Genomic DNA, 19,366 nt, shown 5'->3' on the forward strand with positions numbered 1-19,366 from the left:
GGAACTACGTTCGGGCCGGATGGTCGGCTTCCCTTTCCGGCATAGGCAGGCGCTGTAAAATTTCACCGTGAACGAACGTTGCCGGCTGCATGGCAAGCGCTCGTCATGACGGCAGGGGGCGCGGGTTATTGCGCTTTTTTTGTAGTGACTAACGCCCGGACGGACATCTTCAATTTTTGCCAAGATGCATCCAAAGGGAGTCAAATTTAATTCAGATAAAAGTAAAGGCTGTGCAACAGGTACTCTTCACCTTCGCTTGCCGCCAGGGCCAGCAGTTTACGCTTGATGCGAGGCAGCGGCGCAAGGTCTTTGCCCAGAAGTTCAAGGTCTGCGAGCATGCGGGCTGATTCACTGGCTGTCGCCTTTTTGCTTACATAGCCCCAGACGTGTTCGGCGGCATTTCTGGCCTTGCCTGGCTCAAGATCGCAGGCAAGGGCATCTTCAAGCAGGGCGTAAAAGGCTTCCGCTGCAGGACAATCGCTTTTGAGCAACTGGCGTATGGCGGAATAGGCGTTGGGGCTGCGCTCCAGCACGAGATACTTGTAGCGCGCCCATTCTTCCGTGAGGTTTTTACGCGGCAGGTCTGGCTCGGTCAGATTTGCGCATTTGATGGCAGAGAGGTTTTTGTCCTTCACTTCCAGCATGACATCAAGTTCGCGTTCTTCCAGCAGGCCGTGCATCTGCATGAAAGGGCGCATGGCGATGGTGAGGGAGTGCATGCCCGCTTTGCCGCCCGCCAGCTGCTGCGAATAATGGATTTTCTGGCGTCCGCTACGGGCGTTCCAGGTAGCCCCTGCGAGGTCAAGCCAGTGCTGCATGTCACCGTGCGGGGGCGGGTTCAGCTCGTGATGAAAAATGTCAAAAATGGCGGGCAGTGCAAAGTCGTGGCACACTGCCAGAACATCCTCAATGGTGTAGATGCGCTCGTCATTTTCCAGGGCCAGCCGGTGCAGGATAGCATCGGGCAAAGCAGCAAGATTGTCGCGCAGCCTTTGCAACGCCGAAGCCCTGTCGCCATAGCCCCCGCCCAAATGCAGGATTATGCGGCACTCCGGGCCAGCCTGCAGGGCGTCAAGAAAGGCCGCGTGATAGGCAAGGTCGGCCACGGCTTTACGCACCACATCTTCACGAGGGGAATTGAGCACCGTGTACTGGCCGGGATGCATGGAAAGACGTACGCCGCTTTGGCGCGCAAGGGCGGCCAGATTTTCAAGCTCCGGCCGCAATGCGGCCTGCCAGTCAAAATCAGTGGTCTCATGCGAGGCCAGCGGGATACAGTCGGAACTGATACGCATGAGTGCAAGGCACTCGCTGCGGCAATAGCGCAGCATGGCTTCCAGCGCGCCCAGATTGTTCCGGCTGACGGCCAGAAGGTTGTCGCGGCTCGCGTGCGCCAGGGTAAGGCTGCTTTGCGCCGCCCCGGGCAGACCAACGGTTTTACAGGCAAAGCCGTAGCGGATCATAAAAAATACCTCTGGTGCAAAAAAGCCCCCGCTTGCGCGGGGGCTTTGTCATTCTACAAATCGGGAAGCGCCGGGCTGGCTTAGTACATGCCGCCCATGCCGCCCATTCCACCCATGCCGCCCATGTCAGGCATGGCAGCGTCTTTCTTGGGTTCGGGCTTTTCGGCAATGGCGCATTCGGTGGTCAGCAGCAGGGAAGCCACGGAAGCGGCATTCTGCAGGGCCGTACGGGTGACCTTTTTGGGGTCGATGACGCCAACCTTGATGAGGTCTTCGTAGTCGCCGGTGGCGGCGTTGAAACCGAAGCCGTCCTTGCCTTCACGCACCCTTTCGACCACGATGGAGCCTTCAAAGCCGGCATTGTGGGCGATCTGGCGCAGGGGCTCTTCAATGGCGCGGCGGATGATGTTCACGCCAGCCAGTTCGTCGTCGTCAGCGGGCTTGATGTCGCAAAGGATTTTGGCCACGCGGATGAGGGCGGTACCGCCGCCAGGCACAATACCTTCTTCCACGGCAGCGCGGGTGGCATTGAGGGCGTCTTCAACGCGGTCTTTCTTTTCCTTCATTTCCACTTCAGTGGCAGCGCCCACATGCACCACGGCCACGCCGCCCACCAGCTTGGCAAGACGTTCCTGCAGCTTTTCGCGGTCATAGTCGGAGGTGCTGTCTTCGATCTGGGCGCGGATCTGCTTCACGCGGGCCTTGATGTCTTCGCTCTTGCCAGCGCCGTCAACAACAGTGGTGTTTTCCTTGTCGATGACGATGCGCTTGGCGGTGCCAAGTTCGGCCAGGCTCATGTTTTCAAGCTTGGAGCCGGTGTCGTCGGAAGCCACCTGGCCGCCGGTCAGCACGGCGATGTCCTGAAGCATGGCCTTGCGGCGGTCGCCGAAGCCAGGAGCCTTCACGGCCACAACCTGAAGAGCGCCGCGCAGCTTGTTGACCACCAGGGTGGCCAGGGCTTCGCCTTCCACGTCTTCAGCGATGATCATGAGGGGACGGTTCACCTTGGCAACCTGCTCAAGCACGGGCAGCATGTCTTTCATGCTGGAGATTTTCTTTTCCGTGCACAGGATGTAAGGATTGTCCATTTCGCAGACCATCTTTTCGGGATTGGTCACGAAGTAGGGGGAAAGGTAGCCGCGGTCAAAGCGCATGCCTTCCACCACGTCCATGGTGGTTTCGAGGCCCTTGGCTTCTTCAACCGTGATGACGCCTTCCTTGCCCACTTTGGACATGGCCTCGGCAATGATGTTGCCGATGGTGGTGTCGGAGTTGGCAGAAATGGTGCCGATCTGGGCAATTTCTTTCTGGTCGCGGGTAGGCTTGGCAAGATTGGCCAGTTCGGCGATCAGGCCTTCAACAGCCTTGTCGATGCCGCGCTTGATGGCCATGGGGTTGCGGCCGGCGGCCACAAGCTTGATGCCTTCGCGGTAGATGGCCTGAGCCAGAATGGTGGCGGTGGTGGTACCGTCGCCAGCGGCATCGGAAGTTTTGGAGGCCACTTCCTTGACGAGCTGAGCGCCCATGTTTTCAAACTTGTCGGAAAGTTCGATTTCCTTGGCAACCGTTACGCCGTCCTTGGTGATGACGGGAGCGCCAAACGACTTTTCAATGACCACGTTGCGGCCTTTGGGGCCAAGGGTGACCTTGACGGCGTTGGCAAGCTTATCGACGCCACGGGAAAGTTTTTCACGGGCTTTGACATCAAAAAAAATTTCTTTAGCAGACATTGGGACATTTCCTCCTAGTGGTAATGCGGCAAAGGTGGGAGTTAGTCGATGATGGCGAGAATGTCTTCTTCGCGCATGACCAGATGGTCAACGCCGTCAAGCTTTACTTCAGTACCGGCGTACTTGTTGAACAGCACTTCGTCTCCGGCTTTGACGGCCAGAGGGGTGCGCTCGCCATTATCCCCTACCTTGCCGGGACCCACAGCCACAACCTGACCCTTGGACGGCTTTTCTTTAGCCGTGTCGGGGATGAACAGGCCACCGGCGGTCTTTTCTTCGGATTCAAGGCGTTTGACCAGAACACGGTCGTTAAGGGGTTTCAGCTTCATGACGTCAGATCCTCCCGGAAATGTTATTATCGTCCCTCAGGGACACAGCTATGGACGCAAAATAGCGTACATGCTGGAAATATTGCGCGTAACAGGCCATGTTGAACAGTCTGTCCAATCCGGCCCCGCACCGGCATAGAAATAAGACATGCTGGCGGGTTGAAAAGGGGGTTGTGTGGAATTTTTTTGAAGTTTTTTCTAACCATATAAAATAATTGTAAATTACATGATTAAAAAAGAATCCGCACATCCGCTATTTCCGGCATCCGGCCCTTGCGGCAACCCGGCAAACCGGGACGCCGGACAGCGAAAGATCTTCGCGGGCTGTTACGTCACGGCACCATACGTTATTGGGCGGCAAAGTAAAGCCCAACTCTGCAATGACAGCGCAGCCAGAACTTGCTGGCTGTTGCTGCTGGAACGGCCCTTTGCGTCAGCCCTTGACTCGACGAGAACAATGACATTTTGAAATACTTTTGTGGGGGAGGGACCCTTTTGTAAAAGGGTCCCTCCCCCACGCCCCCACCCCCTAAAACTTTTACTGTATTTTATAACAGCACAACGATTTTATGATCCGAAGGAGGCAGAAACAACGTCTTACAGACAGCGCACCATCCAGGGCTTATTTGCGTTCAGGGACGTCATCGCAAGACAGCCTGAAAAACATATTGGCCAAAAACGTCACAGGGGCCGCTGCGTTTGGCAGCGGCTCCTGTGACGTTTGTTTACTGTTTGCGGTATGCGGCCTGATGCGCTTACGCGCTGGCCTCATCTACCAGGAAGACGATGGAATAGTAGGGGATGCCGCCGTGCAGCGAAAGGCCGATCTGGCACGTGCGGCTTGAAGAGTAGCCGACCTCGCAGGTGCTGACCTGCATGCGCAGACTCTTGAGCGCGGATTCATTGAGTTCCGGGTGTGTGAAGCCACGGTCGCCCGCCCAGCCGCAGCAGTTGATGCCGTCCGGCACGATGACGTTTTCGGCGCACATTTTGGCGAGCTTTTCAAGTTTGCCCTCGAGGCCCATTTTGCGCACCGAGCAGGTGGCGTGCAGGGCAATGGTTTTGGGCAGCTTGGTGAACTTGAGACTGCCATCCATCTTTTCAAGAATGAACTCAATGGGCTCCATCAGGGTCAGCGACGGGTCAAGGGTTTGCTTCATGTGCAGCAGGCAGGGGCTGGTTTCGCAAAGCACGGGGTATTGCCCGTTGTTGCTGGCCTCCTTGAGGGCGGCTTCCAGTTCCTTTTCCTTTTTGTGGGCGGCGTCGGCAAGGCCCTTGCTGGCAAAGGCCATGCCGCAGCAGAGCTTGTCCAGATTCTTGGGCAGAATGACGTCGTAGCCGCCCTTGAGCAGAACGCTGATGACCGCTTCCGGTTCAGTGCGGCGATCCGTGTGTTCCTCGCCGGGGCCCATGTTGCGGGCTATGCAGCTTGGAAAGTACACCACTCGTTTGGGATTGGCGCTGTGGGTTTCAGGCAGGCGTATTTTGCTGCCGCCCTTGGGCATATCCCTGTTCCAGAGAGGAGCCTTGTTGAAGGTGACGCAACGCAGCAGCCTCGCGCCGTTATCCATAAAGGTGGTGCCCAGGGCGCGGTGCAGCTTGTCCACACTGTTGAGCGCAAAGGACATGGCCCGGCAGGTTCCGGCAAAGTGGTCGGCAATGCTGTTGGCGACTTTTTTGCTCAGGTTGCCTGCCTCTCTTTTGCGCAGGCTCTTGATGAAGACGCCGGTGTCCACTCCAGCGGGGCAGCGGGGGCGGCACAGGCTGTCGGTGGCGCAGGTGGCGTTGCCCATATACTCGTACTGCGTTTCAAGGTTTTTCAGTTCCTTGCTGCCGGGGGCAACCTCGCGCAGGCGGCATATTTCGCGGTATGCCGTGATGCGCTGACGCGGGGTGAGGGTCAGGTTGCGGGACGGGCAGACCGATTCGCAGAAACCGCATTCCATACACTTGTCCACAAGCTCGTCAGCCGGATGCAGGGGCTTGAGGTTCTTGATGTGCCCCTGCGGGTCGGAATTCATGAGCACGCCGGGGTTGAGAATGCTCTTGGGGTCCAGCAGTTCCTTGACGGATTTCATGATGCTGTAGGCGGCCGCGCCCCATTCCAGCTCGACAAAGGGGGCCACGTTGCGGCCCGTGCCGTGTTCGGCCTTGAGGGAGCCGTCGTATTTTTCGGTGATAAGCTTGCAGAAATCGTCCATAAAGGCCGCATAACGCGTCACTTCAGTGGGCGAGCCGAAGTCCTGCCAGAAAACGAAATGCAGGTTGCCGTCCCTGGCGTGGCCGAACAGGGGGGCCACTGCGTACCCGTGACGGGCAAACAGGTCTTGCAGGTCTGTGGCGGCTTCGCCCAGGCGCTCAAGGGGAAAGGCCACGTCTTCAATGACAATGGAGGTGCCCACAGGGCGCATGCCACCCACGGAGGCCAATATGCCCTTACGGATCAGCCAGAGTTTGCTGTATTCTTCGGGCTTGTCGGTAAATGCGTGCGGCCGCACGAATTTTACGTCCGTGAAGGCGGCGTTGATGGTGGCGATGTTTTTGTCCAGGTCTTCCTGGGTTGAAGCGCGCGTTTCCACCAGCAGAGAGCAGACCTTGTCGTCAAGGGTATCCAGCCCATCGGGCAGGCCGGGGGTGCCTTCCACAGAGCGCAGAGAAGCCCTGTCCATAAGCTCGGCAGAGGAGACGGGCAAAGTGGCCACGGCGGAAGCGAGATCACAGGCATCCTTGACCGTGGGCAGCAGCATGAGGGCTGACGCCTTGAACGGCGCTTCTTCCACCGTGCGGTAGGTCACTTCGGCAATGAAGCCCAGGGTGCCTTCAGACCCCACCATGAGGTGTTGCAGGATTTCATAGGGATCTTCGTAATCAACCAGGGCGTTGATGCTGTAGCCCGTGGTGTTTTTGATCTTGAACTTGCGGCGGATGCGGTCGGCCAGGGCTGCGTCGCTCATGATCTTGTTTCGAAGAGCGGTCAGGCCGTCAAGGATGTGGCTGTGGGTTCTGGCAAAGGCCGCGCGGCTTTTGGCGTCGGCGGTGTCCAGCAGGGTGCCGTCTGACAGGACCATGCGGGTGGACAGCACCGTCTTGTAAGAGTTGTCGGAAGTGCCGCAGCACATGCCGCTGGCGTTGTTGGCAAAAATGCCGCCGATAAAACAGCTGTCGATGGAGGCCGGGTCCGGCCCGATTTTTTTGCCGAATTCCGCCAGTATCTTGTTGGCCCCGGAACCGATGATGCCGGGTTGAAGCGTGATTTTTTCGGCGTGCTCGCCCACGCGCCAGTCTCTCCAGCCCTGACCGATGCGCACCAGTACGGAATCCGTCACGGCCTGGCCTGAAAGGCTGGTGCCTGCCGCGCGAAAGGTTACGGGCACGCGCATGCGGTCAGCCACGCCCATAAGCTCAATTATTTCTTCTTCATTAAGCACGTCCACCACAAGCTTGGGGGTAAGGCGGTAGACGCTGGCGTCTGTGCCATAGGCAAACAGGCGCAGTGGATCAGTATATATCCGATTTTTTGGGATAAAGGCCAAAATGGCGTCATGAAATTCTTTGTGGGGTGATGTCAGCATCAGGAGTCCTCCAGGGCAGGGCGAACCTGCGATGATTTACGGATAGCAGCACTTAAATTACCTATTGTTAATAAAAATCGCTAGTGGAAAAGTTAGGCAAAACGCTAGGATTAGAAGTGAAAATACAATCTTTATAGTAGGATATAAACTTATTTACTAATTTTTTTGGCAAACAGGAGTGTTGTTTCTCCGCCAGGTTCCTGAATGTCAGAAATTATCCAAACATCGGCGACACCACGCAGGAATGCTGCCATGCAAAGCCTGCCGCGCGCATTTAGCCCTTCTGCCTTTTGCAAAAGGGCAGATGAGCTAAATGCTATAAAGGTTTTAGGGGGTGGGGGCGTGGGGGAGGAGACCCTTTTGCAAAAGGGTCCCTCCCCCACAAAGTATTCCAACGCGAACCTGATCAAGCTATCGCAACCGGCTTTGTTTCCCTCCGCGCGGCAAAGCTTCGGTAAAAAAGACGAGACCATGCCGACAGCACTCAGGGGGTCTGAGTGTGCGGCACGGTCTCGTTGGGTCTGGTTGCGTCGGCCTGATCTTATTGATCAGGCCGTATCGGCCACGTTTTGTTCGTCGGGCCGCGTCAGATTTTTTCGATCTTTACGGCGCAGGCTTTGTATTCAGCCGTCTTGGTAATAGGATCCATGGCAGGATTGGTGAGCCAGTTGGCGTTGCTTTCACGGAAGTGAAAGGCCATCCACACCATTCCCACGGGCATGTCGTCCGTGACCTTGGCCCGCACCGTCACTGATCCCCGGCGTGAAGATACGCGGATGGTCTCGCCGTCGGCTATCTGCAACCGGGCGGCATCTGCGGTGGATATGTCCGCCGTGTCGTAGCCCATGAGCGTGTTGAGGCCCTTGCTGCGGCCCGTTTGCGTTCTGGTATGGTAGTGGTAGAGCCGCCTGCCGGAACTGAGAACAAAGGGGTATTCCGCATCGGCGACTTCCGCTGCCGGCGTCCAGTTGACGGACACGAACAGTCCTTTGCCGCGTGTGAATGCCCCGTCCTTGTGCAGTACCGGGGTTCCGGGGTGGTCTTCATGCGGGCAGGGCCATTGCAGGCCATCACCCTCGATGCGGCGATACTTGATGCCGCGGAATAATTCGGCCAGTACCGATATTTCGTTATCCCACAGATCCTGGGCAGAGTCCGATTCCCAGTGATGACCAAAGCGGGCAGCCAGCTGTTTGAAAATCCACCAATCCATTTTCGCCTGGCCTGGCGCGGCGCTGGCGGCACGTACCCGGCTGATGCGGCGTTCGCTGTTGCTGAATGTGCCGTCCTTTTCGCCCCAGGCTGCGGCTGGCAGGATCACATGAGCAAAGCGCGTTGTTTCATTGGGAAAAATATCCTGCACCACCAGAAATTCCGCAGAAGCCAGGCAGCGTTCCACATGGCCGATATCGGGTTCCGTATTGGCAAGATTTTCGCCAAATATATACATGGCTTTGATTTTCTTTGACTTGAGGCCATCAAGCATGTCGGGCATCATCATGCCCGGCCCTGTGGGCAGGGACGTTTTCCAGAATTGCTCCAGCCTTTCCCTGGCGGCCTTGTCGGCCACCTTGCCGTAACCGGGATAGGTGTCCGGCAGAGCGCCCATATCACAGGACCCCTGCACGTTGTTCTGCCCGCGCAGAGGATTCACACCGCCCAATGCTTTGCCCACATTGCCCAGAAGCATTTGCAGCGCCGCGCAGGTCAGCACGTTGTTAACGCCGCAGGTATGCTCTGTAATGCCAAGGGTGTAGGCCAGCATGGCAGGTTTGACCGAGGCCAGGTCGCGGGCGGTACGCTCAATGATTTCAGGCGCGATGCCGCAAATGGGCGCGGCCCGCTCCGGCGTACAGTCGGCCACGTTGCGCCGCAGTTCTTCAAAGCCCACGGTGTGCTGCGCCACAAAATGCTTGTCATACAGGTCATCCCTGATGAGCACGTGCATGATGGCGTTGAGCAGGGCGATATCCGAACCCACGCGCAGTTGCAGGTGGCTTTCTGCCTCCTTGGCGATGTCGGTGCGGCGCGGGTCCACGACAATGAGTCGGCACCCGTTGCGCACGGCCCGTTTGACAAGGGTTCCGGCCACGGGATGCGCCTCCGTGATATTGGAACCAATGAGTAGAATCATCTTGGCTTCACCCAGATGGGCAAAGCTGTTGGTCATTGCACCTGAACCGAACGATGTGGCCAGACCGGCCACAGTGGGGGCGTGTCAGGTACGCGCGCAGTGATCAATATTATTGGTCTTGAACACCGCGCGAAAGAGTTTTTGCATCTGGTAGTTATCTTCATTGATACTACGGGCACAAGCCACACCGGCCACAGAGTCCGGGCCGTGATTTTTAATGGCCTCAGAAAATTTGGAAGCTATGAGGTCAAGAGCCTCGTCCCATGAGGCCGTCCTGAACGTGCCGTCCTGGAGGCGAATAAGGGGATCGGTGAGCCGCTCCTTGCTGTAGATGAAGTCATAGCCAAAGCGCCCCTTGACGCACAGGCTGCCCTTGTTGGGGCTGCCGTCTTCAACGCCGTTGACCTCAATTATACGCCCGTCCTTGACGGACAGGTTCAACTGGCAGCCCACGCCGCAGTAAGGGCAAGTGGTGCGCACCGTGTCTATTTTGTCTTCACGCACGGCAAGGCCATAGGACTTCTTTGCCGTAAGCGCCCCTGTGGGACATGCCTGAACGCATTCGCCGCAGTGGGTGCAGCGTGTGTAGTCCACCAGGGGCCACCAGGATTCTTTTTCAGCCCTGCGGCCGAACTGCGGCGGGATGGCGTCATTGACCTGAATGGCCGAGCAGACCGAGGCGCAACGCCCGCACTGCACGCAACGGCTGAAGTCGCGCGTGATCATCGGGTGGTCGTCATCCAGGGGAAAATTTCCCGGTTCCGGCACAAGGTCTTTGACAGGCACATTGCACTTCATGGTCAGTGCCTGGAGCTGGCATTTGCCTTCGGCGGGGCAGGGATGCTCACGATGGGGCATGGCCCCAGCGGCTTTTTGATAGGCGGGCCAGAGGTCGGGGGGCAGTTTGCGCAAAAAGCAGTCGTGACGGCCTTCGGCCACCAGCAGGGAAAGGATGTTTTTGCGCGTGGCAAGCACCGTCGGGGAATCCGTCTCGATGATCATGCCGTCCTCGGCAGGGGAGGAACAGGCGGGCAACAGGCGATCGTGACCCTTTACCTCGACGGAACAGATGCGGCAGACCTTGCCGTGCCCGGTCTTGGGCAGCCAGCACAGCGTGGGAATATAGACGCCGTGTGCCGTGGCGACATCAAGTATGGTCTGCCCAGGCTGAAAGGCGGCCTGTTTTCCATTAATGGTGACAAACATAGAAACTCCCGTTCGGGTCAGTGGCGGCCCGTCCTTCATATTTGCACGACGCGGCAGTGCGCGTTCGTCCGGTATTCAGTTTTTTGCGGCCTGCCCTTGGGCTGTCACTGGGCTGTCCTTGGGCTGTCCGCTTCCGGTACGTCCCACGGGGGGATTGCCGAATAACTATTACTCCTCACGTCAGCGGGCTTTGCGCGCATCTAGATCAGATCAACTTTGAAATGAGAAGCATTTCAAGGTGAAAATGCTCTAAAAATCGATCAACCATGCGCGCGCATGCTCAAGGTGCGGTCATGACGACGCGCAGGCAGCGCAGGCAGCGCGACGACTCCCGTACGGCTTCCCACTCCAGCGGTTCTGTTTCCACCTCTGTAAAGCCGTGCAGGCGTTCGCTCAGAGGAATGGCGTGTATGGGCATGGGCGGCGTCGGGTCTTCAAGGGGAACGGCGTCTTCCGTATCCAGCATATTGATGGACATGAGCGCCTGTTCCAGCTTTTCGCGCACAGTGGGGCCGTCATCCTCGCCGTTCAGGTGGGCGGTTATGTGCGCGGCCGCGCGTTTGCCGGCGGCAAGGGCGGCTATAAGCGAGCTTGGGCCTGTCACGCAGTCTCCGCCGCCAAAAAAGCGGTGCAGGGCGCTGACTTCGCCCGTGATGTCATGGGCGTCCAGCGTGCGGTACTTGTTCAGCGCGCCATCTTTTCCTTTGAGGATCACTTCCAGAGCCACCTTCTGGCCGATGGCGTAGACAATGGCGTCACAGGGCAGTTCAAAGTCGGCCCCTTCCACAGGGACAGGACGGCGGCGGCCGGAGTCGTCCGCCGGGCCAAGTTCCATTTTCTGGCACACAAGGCCGGTAACGCGGCCGTCTTTGTTTTCTATGCGCAGGGGGGCCGCCAGAAAGGTGAAAAGAGTGCCTTCTTCCCTGGCTTCTTCAATTTCCACGGGGTCAGCGGGCATTTCAGCCTCGGTGCGGCGGTAGACGACGCGCACTTCCTTGAAACCGTGGCGCAACGCCGTGCGCGCGCAGTCCATGGCCACGTTGCCGCCGCCCACTACCACAAGGCGGGTGCCGCTTGCGGCCTGCCTGCCCATGGTGGCTTCATGAAGGTAATGGATGCCGCTGAGATAGCCCTGCGGGCAGCTGTCTTCGCCTTCGCAGCGCATACCGGGGGCGTGGGGCGCGCCTGCCGCAATAAAGATCGCTTCAAAGCCCTCATCGTGCAACTGATCCACAGAAATGTCGCGCCCGATTTCAATGCCGGTGCGGATGTCGCTGCCAGCGGCAGCCACCACGTTTATTTCCCGCGTCAGTACGGATGGCGGCAGGCGAAAGTCGGGAATGCCGAATTTGGCCATGCCGCCACAGACGTCGTGCCGCTCGAAAATGGTGGGCGCGGCCCCCAAATGGGCGAGGTAGTAGGCACAGGACAGCCCGGCTGGCCCGCCGCCGATGATGGCCACTTTTTTGCCATGAACAGCCGGTTTTTGGGGAACAGGGGGCTGATTGAGCGCGGCGTTGTGGTCAAAAAGAAAACGCTTGAGATTGCGAATGGCCACAGGCTTGCCCTTGAGCCCACGTTTGCAGGCGGCTTCACAGGGGCGCTCGCACACGCGGCCAATGGTGCCGGGCATGGGGCAGTTGTTCATAACCCGCTCAAGGCCTTTGTCAAAACGGCGAAAACGGATATCTTCAATATACTCAGGAATAGTGACATGCCCTGGGCAGGCATTGACGCAGGGGGCGGTCACCATGCTTGTATAGGCGCCGCCTGAGGTCTTTCTGGCCTTGAGCAGTTGCGGGGCCTGTTCCAGCACATCCAGCAGGGGCTGGGGCGAGGTCTGGCCAATGTCGCAGCGGGCGCTGGCTCGAACCATGGCGGCCAGTTCGCCCAGGTATTGCAGGTCATCGGCGCGTTCCTGTCCCTGGCACATCTCGTCCAGGCGCGCGGCTATGCGTCTGAGACCGCTGCGGCAGGGGAAGCACTGGCCGCAGGATTCGCCTGACGCCACGGCATAATATGCGCGCAGCATGTCAAGAATATCAACAGAATCGTCGGTGACCGTCAGACCGCCCCATCCCATAAAGGCTCTCTGCGTTTCAGGGGCCTTTTTTCCTCGCCATGTATTAATCATCAGCATGGATATCCTCTGCATTCTTTCTGTCGTGTAGACGCGGGCATCCAGGTTAGCGCATTGGCAGCCCGGAGGCAAAGACGGCCCGGACGGAAAAGTTACATCCCGTCAGAGCCGTCTTTATGATGTCATATTTTTTGGTGCAACGGTTTTTTTATCTTGACTTTCACATGGTTACGTCATGCAAGGCGAGACAGGCATCCGTTGCGGCATGCAGAATTTTTTAAACGCTCCTGCATTGAGAATGCATTTCAGTGCGCGGAGGTCGTCCCAGGTTTTAACGGGCGCTGCCCTTGCAGACGCCCCAAGACGCAAAACAGCGTTGTGCTAGAACGAGGGCATGATGCCTTTGCCCACCAGTTCCTTTTCAATATACGCCTTGACTTCAGGCGACTGGGCGGCCTTGATGAGGGCCTTGGCCTTGGGGCTGTCCTTGTCGGCCGCGCGCACCACGATGATGTTGGCGTACGGCGATTCGCTGCCTTCAATCACAAGGGCGTCACGGGCGGGAATAAGCCCGGCTTCGCCAGCAAAGTTGGTATTGATGACCGAAGCGGTCACGTCGTCCAGGGTGCGGGGCAGCTGGGCGGCGTCAAGCTCATGGAACTTGAGGCCAAGGGGGTTTTCGGTAATGTCGGCCACGGTCACGAGAGCGCCGGGCTTGATCTTGATGATGCCGTTGGCTTCGAGCAGGCGCAGGGCGCGGGCTTCGTTGGTGGGGTCATTGGGTACGGAAACGGCGTCACCCTTCTTGAGTTCGGCCAGTTTCTTGATTTTCTTGGAATACACGCCCAGCGGTTCGATATGCACCTTGCCGATGGACACAAGACCAAGGTTCTTTTCCTTGTTCATGTTGTCAAGGTAGGGGGCGTGCTGGAAGAAGTTGGCGAAAAGCTGACCATTGGCAAGGGCCATATTGGGCTGCACGTAGTCCGTGAATTCCTTGATGACCAGATTGTAGCCGTCCTTGGCCAGCAGGGGCTTGGCCACAAGCATGATATCCTTGTGCGGGAAGGGGGTGACGCCGATGACGATGTCTTCGGCGGCGAAGGCAGGAACGGCCAGGGTCAGAATCATGGCCAGGGACAGAAGCAGGCGTTTCATGATGGCTCCTTGCGTGGGTAAGACTGTGCCGGTTGAAGAATCAAGGCCCGACATGGAAATGGCGGGCTTTATCGCAGTATCTTGTACAAAACGTTGCAGATGCCCTGTATGAGCAGCACCAGTATGCACAGGATGATAACGGAATAGACCATTATATCAATCTGAAAGCGGTTGTAGCCGTATTTTACGGCCAGGTCGCCCAGACCGCCGCCGCCAACCGTCCCGGCCATGGCGGAATACCCAAGCAGGGTAATGGCAATGACCGCGATATTGAGCACTATGGAAGGCAGCGCCTCGGGAAAGAGCACGCGAAAAATGATCTGGGAGTTGCTGGCCCCGAAGGATCGGGCCGCCTCGATAACACCCCTGTCCACCTCAAGAAAGCAGGTTTCGATGAGGCGGGCCACAAAGGGGGCCGCCGCGATGGTGAGGGGTACGATGGCCGCCGCGCTGCCGATGGAGGTGCCCACCACAAAGCGCGTAAAGGGGATGATGGCAATCAGCAGAATGATAAAGGGAAAGGATCGCACCAGGTTCACCACAAAATCCGCCACCCTGTAGACCGAGCGGCAGGGGCTCAGGCCAATGGGGTTGGTCACGATCATGAGGATGGCCAGAGCAAAGCCGATGAGCAGTGAAAAGAATGTGGAGAGCATGACCATCTGGAGGGTTTCCCAGGTGGCCAGCAGAATTTCGGGCATTTTGTCCTGAAGACGGTCCCACAGGGGGGCGAAGTCCTGCGCCAGTTGCGCGAGGGTACTCAGATCACTCATGGCTCGCATCCAAGGCTTGTTTCACGGGGTATTCCAGTATTTCCCAATAGAGATGCTGTTCTTCAAGGTAGCTTAGCACGGCTTCAATGTCCTGATCCAGCACATTGATGATAAGAAAGCCAAAGACGTCGTCCAGGTACCGCTCCAGCTTGCCGCCCACAATGGAAAAATCGATGCCAAGAGCCCTTGCCATCTGCGTGATGACGCTCTGTTGCGAGATGACGCGCGGGAACATGAGCCTGATGTTGGTGCCGCCGGGAATGAGCGTGTACTCATTTTCCACAATGGCCTGCATATCCTTGGTGGGCGAAAGAAAAAGGTCTTCGGTCTTGCCCATGGCCACGGTTTTGCCGCCGTCGAGCAAGAGCAGGCTGTGACAGAGGCGCTTTACCACTTCCATCTGGTGCGTGACCATGATGATGGTCAGGTTGAGCCGCTTGTTGATGTCTTCCAGCAGGTCAAGGATGGATGAGGTGGTCTTGGGGTCAAGGGCGGAGGTCGCCTCGTCGCACAACAGAATGCTGGGGTTCAGGGCCAGGGCGCGGGCAATGCCCACGCGCTGCTTCTGGCCGCCGCTCAGGCTTTGCACCCTTTGACGCGCCTTGTCCGTGAGACCTACCAGATCAAGCAATTCCATAACGCGCTTTTCGCGGTCGGATTTGTGCCAGAGCTGGAGGGGAAAGGCCACGTTGTCAAAAACATTCTTGCGGGCCATCAGGTTGAAATTCTGGAAGATCATGCCCATCTTGCTTTGCAGCAGGCGCAGGGCGCGGGACTCAAGCGAGGCCACTTCCACGTCCATAACCCGGACGCTGCCCTCATCATAGACCTCAAGGCCGTTGAGACAGCGCAACAGTGTGGATTTGCCAGCGCCGGAATGGCCGACAATGCCGAAAATTTCGCCCTGGCGTACCTGCATGTTGATGTTCTGCAAAACAACATTGCTGCCGTAGCGCTTGAGAAGATTGCTTACCTGAATCATGCGGGAATACCTGGAGTCTGTTTGTTATAATCCGGGTACCATGCGATATTTACCGCGAAAAGTAAAGGAGGCTGCCCGGTTTCCTGCGCTGCCAGCCTGATTGCAGGCTGTGCGCCTGCTGTGCAGTGCTGCAACGTGACAGGGGCCAGCAGGACAAAAAAAACCCGGCGTGGTGCAGACCACGGCCGAGGTTTTTTGTGCAGAAGCGGTAGGGTCGGGTCGTGGCAAAAGCCTTCAGGCATGACCCCCCTTTTCAAAATTACCTACCGAAAAACAATAAGAGTTTTAGGGAAGTACTGATTAAAGAGCTTCCAGGAAGCGCGCAGTTATTTCGTTTGGCAAGGCGCGATCTTTTTTTGAAGCAGGAGTGGACTCTTCCGTCCTCGACTGTTTCAAAAAAAGGGAAGCAACGCAGCCAAACGGAATAAATCAGCGTTTCCTTAGGGGGTGGGGGTGTGGGGGAGGGACCCTTTTGCAAAAGGGTCCCTCCCCCACAAAGTCTTTATTCTCCCACAAAGTATTTCCACGTTACTTAAACATCAAACAGCATTTCCAGGTCTTCGCGGGTAAGGGACTTCCAGGTGTCCTGGCCGGGAATAATGGCCTCGGCCACGCCGCGTTTTGCTTCCTGAAGCTTGAGTATCTTTTCTTCCACCGTGTTCTGGCAGATGAGCTTGTACGAAAAGACCTGCCGTGTCTGGCCGATGCGGTGGGTACGGTCAGTGGCCTGACTTTCCACAGCGGGGTTCCACCACGGGTCGTAGTGGATAACGTAGTCCGCCGAGGTAAGGTTGAGGCCCGTGCCGCCAGCCTTGAGCGAAATAAGAAAGATGGGGATGTCCGGGCTGTTGTTGAAGCGATCCACCTGGTCAAAGCGGTCTTTGCTCGCGCCGTCGAGGTAGCAGAAGGGCACCTGCGTGAACTCAAGCCACTGCTTGATGATTTGCAACATCTGGACAAACTGCGAGAAGACCAGCACCTTGTGCCCGCCTTCCACAATTTCCAGGATCATGTCCTTGAAGGCGTCGAACTTGCCTGAAGGAAGGTTGTTGGAAAAACCGGGCAAATCCAGCTTGAGCAGCCGGGGGTGGCAGCAGATCTGGCGCAGCTTGAGCAGGGCGTCCAGAATGGACATCTGGCTTTTTGCCAGGCCTTTTTCGTCCACATCCGCGAGAACCTGCGCGCGCAGTTTGCGGGCCAGGGCCGCGTACAGTTCTGCCTGGGCGTCTTCAAGGGCGCAACAGGTGACGCTTTCGACCTTGGGCGGCAGATCCTTGGCCACTTCGGCCTTGGTGCGGCGCAGAATGAACGGGCGTACGCGGGTGCGCAGGTAGTCCAGGGTTTCCGCGTCGCCGTCCTTGATGGGTTTGACGATGCCACGCTGGAAAGCGTGCTGCGAACCGAGGAAGCCCGGCATGAGGAATTCGAACAGGGACCACAGCTCGAAAAGGTTGTTTTCAATGGGCGTGCCCGACAGGCACAGCCGCATGCGGGCGTTGATGCGCCGCACGGCTCTTGCGGTTATGGTGTTGGGGTTCTTGATGTTCTGGGCTTCATCAAGAATGACGGTGTTGAATTCGTACTTCTCCATCTCCTCAAGGTCACGACGCAGCAGGGCATAGGTGGTGATGACGAGGTCAGATGCGGTGATATGCTTGAACATGCCTTCACGGCGCGTACCGTAGATGGTCAGAAGCTTGAGGCTGGGCACGAATTTTTCCGCTTCCCGTTCCCAGTTGGGCAATACGGAGGTGGGCACCACAATGAGGTTGGGGCCGCCCTGGCTGTGCTGCACCATGTGCTGGATAAAGGCGAGGGTCTGCACGGTTTTGCCCAGGCCCATTTCGTCAGCCAGGATGCCGCCGAAGCCGTATTCCGACAAAAAGTTGAGGTACGAAAGGCCCTGCACCTGATAGGCGCGCAGGTTCGCGTTGAGGCCCTTGGGCGGCTCAATGGGGCGTACCTCGCGGAAAGAGCGTATCTTCTCCCGCAGATTGTTCCAGAAGGAGTCGGTGGCAGCACCGGGCAGATCTTCCAGCAGACTGTCCAGCACAGGGGCTTCGAACTGCTTGAACTTGTGCTGCGGCGGCTTGGAGGGGTCGAGGCCGAGGGCGGTCAGCTTGTGCGAGAGCTTTTCAAGCCACGCTTCGGGCAGGCTCGTGTAGGAGCCGTCCTTCAACTGCACATAGCGCTTGCCGCGCGTCCAGGCCTTCCAGATTTTTTCAAGAGGCAGGGACTGGCCTTCGTAATCAACGGTAATATCCAGCGAAAACCACTTTTCCTTTTCATTACTGACGACTTCGGCAGTAATATTGGATGTGGCCGTGCGCACCTTGTAGCGCGAAAGCGCTTTTTCGCCGTAAACGCGGTAGTTTTCGACCAGCTTTGGGTAGTAGTCCAGCAGAAAGGCAATGGCTTCTTCCGGCTCAAGAAACCACAGTTTGCTGGAGCGGGCCTGAAAATCCATACTCGCAAGATCCGACATGAGCTGGGCTTCTTCGTCCTGATGGCGGCGCACCAGAAAGGTCTGGCCGTCATAGGTATAGCTGCCGGTCTGGAAGTCGGGGTTGGGCCCGTTGAGCGTGAATTCGCCGTGGCGGGTCTCATAGATATTGTCGATCTCAAGCGTGAGCAGGCTGCCTTCTTCATCCAGAAAGAGCTTGGGATTATACGTGGCGGGCTGAAACACCGGCTCCATCTGCTTGAGGAACTGCTGGGGCTCGTACAACTCTGAAGCGGGAAGGCGCGTCCACACGCGGTCAAGAAATTCAGAAATTTCCTCGTGCGGCACAACCGGGCGCTCATAGATGAGATTGCGCACCAGCGAGGGGTAAAGACCCGTCTGCACAGGGTAGAAATTGTGCTGATAGCAGACCCAGAGCGGCATTTGCCCGTGAAACGTGATGGGCGCGTCTTCCGGGGCGGAGCTTTCGTTTTGCGGGTTGCGGCTTTCAGCGGCAGCACGGCTTGCCGCGCCTGCCCGGATGGGCAGAGGGGGGCGGCCTTCGCGCTTGAGCAGCACCTCAAAGCTGAAGCCGGAGTCGTCCAGAATGGGCTTGAGCTTGAGAGCAAAGGGCGTGCTTTCTATACGGCAGGGCATGTCCGTATCTTTCCAGAGCAGATAATATTCCTTGCGCACAGACCAGAAAAACCATGAGGTAAGACCCTGCGGAATTTCAACCCTGTGACCGTAATAGTCGAGGTGCTGGCCGATCTGGCGGGCCACATGGGGCAATTGCGGGGAAAATTCGCACCATTCGGGATTGTTGATGATCTGCTCCAGCGTCACCTCATTGTGCACGCTGGACAGGCCGGACTTGTTCTGACGCCCGCGAAAGAAGGACACCAGAAGGCGGCCCTGCTCCGGTTCAAAGCGAAAGATGAGATAGTGGCGGCCCGGTTCGGCCTCCATATCGGTGGAAAAAAAGTTCCGGAAGCTCTGCTTCCAGTCCGTGCTTGGCGGGGGGCTTTCTTCGGCATCGCCCTGTTCTTTGCGCAGTTCTTCCACAAGGCGCAGGCCGAGAGCCGCCACGTGGCGGCATATACCGGTGAAGGCGTCGGAGCAGTTGCACTGGTGGCGCGTGCTGCGATCGGTGATGGTCAGACTCAGGCTGGGCGTAAAGACCTGCAGGTCATCGCCCTGGATAACGCCTTGCACGTCCCAGGTCTCGCCTTCCTGAATATTTATTTTTTGCACCTCGCCTTCGGACAGTATATAGTACGCTGCGTCGCGTATGTATTCCGGCACGCTGTCGTGCAAAAAAGCTTGGCACATTTCGCGAACGACGCTTTGTTCTGATCGGCTCATGCGTTCCCCAAAAAAACCTCTGTCAGACATTTTGAATCTTTCAATGACAGGGCGCTGTTATGATGTTTGCGATAAATAGCACAGGTGGGGGGTCGAAAGCAATATGAAGCTTCATGATTATGGAAAAAATA

The 19,366-nt window shown here is 57.5% G+C and carries 10 protein-coding genes; all 10 read right to left on the bottom strand.

The genetic code is table 11. From position 1 onward, the window contains the following. Positions 1 to 206: 206 nt before the first annotated feature. The 10 genes from uvsE to RBR41_RS00860 all read right to left on the bottom strand — a co-directional run bounded on the left by uvsE (position 207) and on the right by RBR41_RS00860 (position 19,235). Complete coding sequence (gene uvsE / locus RBR41_RS00815) at positions 207 to 1,463, bottom strand: UV DNA damage repair endonuclease UvsE (protein WP_320350222.1); 1,257 nt, start codon at positions 1,461 to 1,463, stop codon at positions 207 to 209. A gap of 80 nt (positions 1,464 to 1,543) precedes the next feature. Then, positions 1,544 to 3,193: a chaperonin GroEL gene (gene groL / locus RBR41_RS00820; protein WP_320350224.1), complete on the bottom strand. Its 1,650-nt coding sequence runs from the start codon at positions 3,191 to 3,193 to the stop codon at positions 1,544 to 1,546. Positions 3,194 to 3,234: 41 nt separating this feature from the next. Further along, complete coding sequence (gene groES, locus RBR41_RS00825; protein ID WP_179981316.1) at positions 3,235 to 3,522, bottom strand: co-chaperone GroES; 288 nt, start codon at positions 3,520 to 3,522, stop codon at positions 3,235 to 3,237. A 755-nt stretch (positions 3,523 to 4,277) separates the two neighbouring features. After that, positions 4,278 to 7,094 (bottom strand): FAD-binding and (Fe-S)-binding domain-containing protein, encoded by a 2,817-nt coding sequence (locus RBR41_RS00830; RefSeq protein ID WP_320350226.1) that lies wholly within the window; start codon positions 7,092 to 7,094, stop codon positions 4,278 to 4,280. A gap of 586 nt (positions 7,095 to 7,680) precedes the next feature. After that, positions 7,681 to 10,434: a formate dehydrogenase subunit alpha gene (gene fdhF, locus RBR41_RS00835; protein ID WP_320350227.1), complete on the bottom strand. Its 2,754-nt coding sequence runs from the start codon at positions 10,432 to 10,434 to the stop codon at positions 7,681 to 7,683. A gap of 280 nt (positions 10,435 to 10,714) precedes the next feature. Continuing rightward, entirely contained in the window at positions 10,715 to 12,574 is a 1,860-nt protein-coding gene (locus RBR41_RS00840; RefSeq protein ID WP_320350228.1) for an FAD-dependent oxidoreductase, read from the bottom strand. A 321-nt stretch (positions 12,575 to 12,895) separates the two neighbouring features. Continuing rightward, positions 12,896 to 13,672, bottom strand: coding sequence for a MetQ/NlpA family ABC transporter substrate-binding protein (locus RBR41_RS00845; RefSeq protein ID WP_320350230.1), 777 nt, complete (start codon positions 13,670 to 13,672; stop codon positions 12,896 to 12,898). A 68-nt stretch (positions 13,673 to 13,740) separates the two neighbouring features. Continuing rightward, positions 13,741 to 14,445 (bottom strand): methionine ABC transporter permease, encoded by a 705-nt coding sequence (locus RBR41_RS00850; protein WP_320350232.1) that lies wholly within the window; start codon positions 14,443 to 14,445, stop codon positions 13,741 to 13,743. Next, the gene (locus RBR41_RS00855) at positions 14,438 to 15,427 is read right to left on the bottom strand and encodes a methionine ABC transporter ATP-binding protein (protein ID WP_320350234.1); all 990 of its coding nucleotides are present in this window, start codon (positions 15,425 to 15,427) and stop codon (positions 14,438 to 14,440) included. Before RBR41_RS00855 ends, RBR41_RS00850 begins: the two co-directional genes overlap by 8 nt. A 532-nt stretch (positions 15,428 to 15,959) precedes the next feature. Continuing rightward, a complete protein-coding gene (locus RBR41_RS00860) occupies positions 15,960 to 19,235 on the bottom strand; it encodes a DEAD/DEAH box helicase (protein ID WP_320350235.1) in 3,276 nt (1,091 codons plus the stop codon). Between the last annotated feature and the right edge of the window lie 131 nt (positions 19,236 to 19,366).

The organism is Desulfovibrio sp. (assembly GCF_034006445.1).
Taxonomy (GTDB): Bacteria; Desulfobacterota; Desulfovibrionia; order Desulfovibrionales; family Desulfovibrionaceae; genus Desulfovibrio.

Excerpts from the sequence above, each read along its gene's own strand:
- uvsE (WP_320350222.1), bottom strand. The coding sequence starts at position 1,463 with ATGATCCGCTACGGCTTTGCCTGTAAAACCGTTGGTCTGCCCGGGGCG.
- groL (WP_320350224.1), bottom strand. The coding sequence starts at position 3,193 with ATGTCTGCTAAAGAAATTTTTTTTGATGTCAAAGCCCGTGAAAAACTT.
- groES (WP_179981316.1), bottom strand. The coding sequence starts at position 3,522 with ATGAAGCTGAAACCCCTTAACGACCGTGTTCTGGTCAAACGCCTTGAA.
- RBR41_RS00830 (WP_320350226.1), bottom strand. The coding sequence starts at position 7,094 with ATGCTGACATCACCCCACAAAGAATTTCATGACGCCATTTTGGCCTTT.
- RBR41_RS00840 (WP_320350228.1), bottom strand. The coding sequence starts at position 12,574 with ATGCTGATGATTAATACATGGCGAGGAAAAAAGGCCCCTGAAACGCAG.
- RBR41_RS00845 (WP_320350230.1), bottom strand. The coding sequence starts at position 13,672 with ATGAAACGCCTGCTTCTGTCCCTGGCCATGATTCTGACCCTGGCCGTT.
- RBR41_RS00850 (WP_320350232.1), bottom strand. The coding sequence starts at position 14,445 with ATGAGTGATCTGAGTACCCTCGCGCAACTGGCGCAGGACTTCGCCCCC.
- RBR41_RS00855 (WP_320350234.1), bottom strand. The coding sequence starts at position 15,427 with ATGATTCAGGTAAGCAATCTTCTCAAGCGCTACGGCAGCAATGTTGTT.
- RBR41_RS00860 (WP_320350235.1), bottom strand. The coding sequence starts at position 19,235 with ATGAGCCGATCAGAACAAAGCGTCGTTCGCGAAATGTGCCAAGCTTTT.